The sequence below is a fragment of the Streptomyces sp. NPDC000941 genome, assembly GCF_053599555.1.
In genome coordinates, this window is the sequence record NZ_JBSFMM010000472.1 from 1 (window position 1) to 3,053 (window position 3,053).

At 70.8% G+C, this 3,053-nt stretch carries 3 protein-coding genes; all 3 read left to right on the forward strand.

The features are described from left to right. Positions 1 to 281: 281 nt before the first annotated feature. Positions 282 to 938 carry a PadR family transcriptional regulator gene (locus ACWDSL_RS52750; protein ID WP_450496830.1) on the forward strand — a complete coding sequence of 219 codons (657 nt, stop codon included), beginning with the start codon at positions 282 to 284 and terminating at the stop codon, positions 936 to 938. 258 nt (positions 939 to 1,196) lie between these two features. Then, positions 1,197 to 2,216, forward strand: coding sequence for an ATP-binding cassette domain-containing protein (locus ACWDSL_RS52755; protein WP_450496832.1), 1,020 nt, complete (start codon positions 1,197 to 1,199; stop codon positions 2,214 to 2,216). Next, positions 2,213 to 2,989, forward strand: coding sequence for an ABC transporter permease (locus ACWDSL_RS52760; RefSeq protein WP_450496834.1), 777 nt, complete (start codon positions 2,213 to 2,215; stop codon positions 2,987 to 2,989). The genes ACWDSL_RS52755 and ACWDSL_RS52760 overlap by 4 nt, the downstream gene beginning before the upstream one ends. Positions 2,990 to 3,053: the final 64 nt, after the last annotated feature.

Below are 3,053 nucleotides of genomic sequence, written 5' to 3' on the forward strand. Positions count from 1 at the left end.
GGGCCAGATCGCCGTGGCCGCCCCGGCGGGCGGCACGGTGGCGCGCGCCGCCCGCCGGGCGGTCGATGCGCTGCTGCGCGGTGTGGTGGCGTACTCCTCCGTGGGCTGATCCGCCGAACGGCGTTCTTTGCGGGCCGTGTCCGGCCGGGGCTGGTCCCCGGCCGGACACGGCCCGTCGTATACGTGTGGCCGTAGAGCCTGCGCAGTCGCGATACATCGCGGTTGACGCCTCCGTTGAGTCGCGATATGTTCGGCGACGGATATACGGGGGCGAGGTGATGATGACGGTGACGGCAAAGCGGCGCAAGCTGAGCAACCCCTTGGCGCTCGCGGTGATGGCGCTCCTGAGCGAGCGGCCGATGCATCCGTACGAGATCGCGCAGGTGCTCCGGCGACGGGGCAAGGAACACAGCATCAAGATCAATTACGGCTCGCTCTACACCGTCGTCCAGAACCTGGAGAAGCACGGCTTCGTCGAGGTCGCCGGCACCCAGCGGCAGGGGCTCCGCCCCGAGCGCACGGTGTACGGACTGACCGAGGACGGCCGGCGGGAGCTGCACGACTGGCTGGCGGAGCTGGTGTCCGTCCCCGCCCGGGAGTACCCCGCCTTCTCGGCCGCGCTTTCGCTGATCCTGGTGCTGCCCATCGACGAGGCCGACGAGCTGCTGCGGCGGCGGGCCGAGACGCTGGAAGCCCAGACCGAGGCCCTTGACGGCACGATCGGCGCCCTGAAAAAGGACCTGCCGAGGGTGTTCCTGCTGGAGACGGAGTACGAACTGCACATGATCCGCGCCGAGATGGAGTGGGTCCGTTCGCTGCGCGAGGAGCTTGCGGCGGGCAACCTCTCCGGCGCGGCCGCATGGCGGGCGCTGAGCCGGACCGGCGAGATCCCGGCGGAATGGGTCGAGATAGAGGAGAGAACCAAGCCACAGGAGTGAAGAAGGCCCTGGTGCGCGCTGCGCCAACAGCGCGCACCAGGGCCCTGACCCCGGACCGGACCTGCGGTGATGGCAGGCCAGGCGATCGAGGTGCGGCACACCCAGGATAGCCCGGCTCTCCACCCGCGGATCGGTGCGGCGGATTTCGCACGCGACAGCACCCGACAGATCGATGTCGTAGGCCAGATCAGATGCGACAGATCAGAGTGGAGACACGCCACCATGGCGCCGACAACCGGGGGACGCACCCCGCACCACATGCGCACACGTGCGCTCGCAGTGGAAACCAATCAACTGGTCAAGACCTACCCCGGCGGGGTGAAGGCCCTTGACGGCATGGAACTGGCCGTCGAGTCCGGCATCGTCTTCGGCCTGCTCGGCCCGAACGGGGCCGGGAAGTCCACCACCGTCAAGATCCTCACCACCCTCGCCCGCCCCGACGCGGGCACGGCGGCCGTCGCCGGACACGATGTGCTCCGCCACCCCGGGCGGGTGCGCGCCGCCATCGGCGTCGTGGCACAGAAGTCCGGCGCCGACCCGGTGGCCACCGGGCGGGAGAACCTGCTGCTGCAGGGGAGGCTGTACGGGCTGCGGGGCGCCGCCTGCGTCCGCCGCGCCGATGAGCTGCTGGCCCGCTTCGACCTCGCTGACGCCGGAAACCGCCCGGTCAAGGGGTACTCCGGCGGGATGTGCCGCAGGCTCGACGTCGCGCTCGGGCTCGTACACCGCCCCGAAGTGCTCTTCCTCGACGAACCCACGACCGGGCTCGACCCCGAGGCCCGCACGGCCATGTGGGAGGAGATCGCCCGGCTCGCGGGGGAGGACGGCCTGACGATCGTGCTCACCACGCACTACCTCGAAGAGGCCGACCGCCTCGCCGAGCGCATCGCCATCGTCGACCGCGGCCGGGTCGTGGTCGAGGGCACCCCGGACGAGCTCAAGGGCGAACTGCGCGGCGACGCCGTCCACCTGGAGCTGAGCGAGGCCGTCGCGGACGGAGCGGAGCCGCCGCTGCGCGACGCGCTCACCGCGCTGCCGGGCGTACACGAGGTGGCCGTGGACGGCCGGCGCGTCAGCGCCCGCGCCGACGACGGCGCCGCCGCCGTGCCCACACTGCTCACCGCCCTGGAGCGGGCGGGCGCCGCCGTGGCGACCGCGACCGTCGCCCGCCCCTCCCTCGACGACGTCTATCTGCGCTACGCGGGCCGGAGCTTCACCGAGGCGGAGGCCGCGGCCGAGGCGCCCGTGCCGGCCGCTGCCGCGGGAGGTGTCCGATGAGCGCGACCCTCACCCAGACCTGGTACATGACACAGCGCCAGCTGATGGCCTACTGGCGCCAGCCCGTCTTCCTGCTGATCAATCTGATCCAGCCGGTCATCTGGCTGTTCCTCTTCGGCTCCCTCTTCCGCAAGATCACCGACCTCGGCGGCTTCGGCACCGGCTCGTATCTGGACTATCTGGTCCCGGGCATCGTGGTGATGAGCGCCCTGTCCTCCAACATGTGGGCGGGCATGGGGACCTTGGAGGAAATCGAGCGCGGCACCCTCAACCGCTTTCTGACCACGCCTGTCTCCCGCGGCGCCCTGATGAACGGCAATGTGGTCTCCCAAGGCATCACCACCGCCGTGCAGTCCGTCATCATCGTGGCGCTCGGCAAGCTCGGCGGCGCGGACTACCCGGGCGGCATCACCGGGCTGGCGCTGCTGATCGTGGCGTGCACGCTGCTCGGCACGGTCTTCGGCGCGCTCTCCAACGCCCTGGGCATGCTGGTCCGCGAGCGCGAGTCGATCATCGGCATCAACACCTTCCTGTTGCTGCCGTTGACCTTCCTCTCCGAGGCCTTCATGGCCCCCTCCCTGATGCCGGGCTGGATGCGGCACATCGCCGACTTCAACCCGGTCAACTGGGCCCTGGTGGCCGGCCGCTCGGCCATGGCGGAGAACCCGGACTGGGCCGATGTGGCAACCCGCGGCGGAGCGCTGCTGGCGCTCGCGCTGGCCGCGGTCTGGCTGTCGACCCGCACCTTCCGGTCGTACCAGCGCTCGGTCTGACCGCGCCCGGTACGAGTCGACCACGGTACGACGGGCGGCCCCGGCGGTGTGCATACACCGCCGG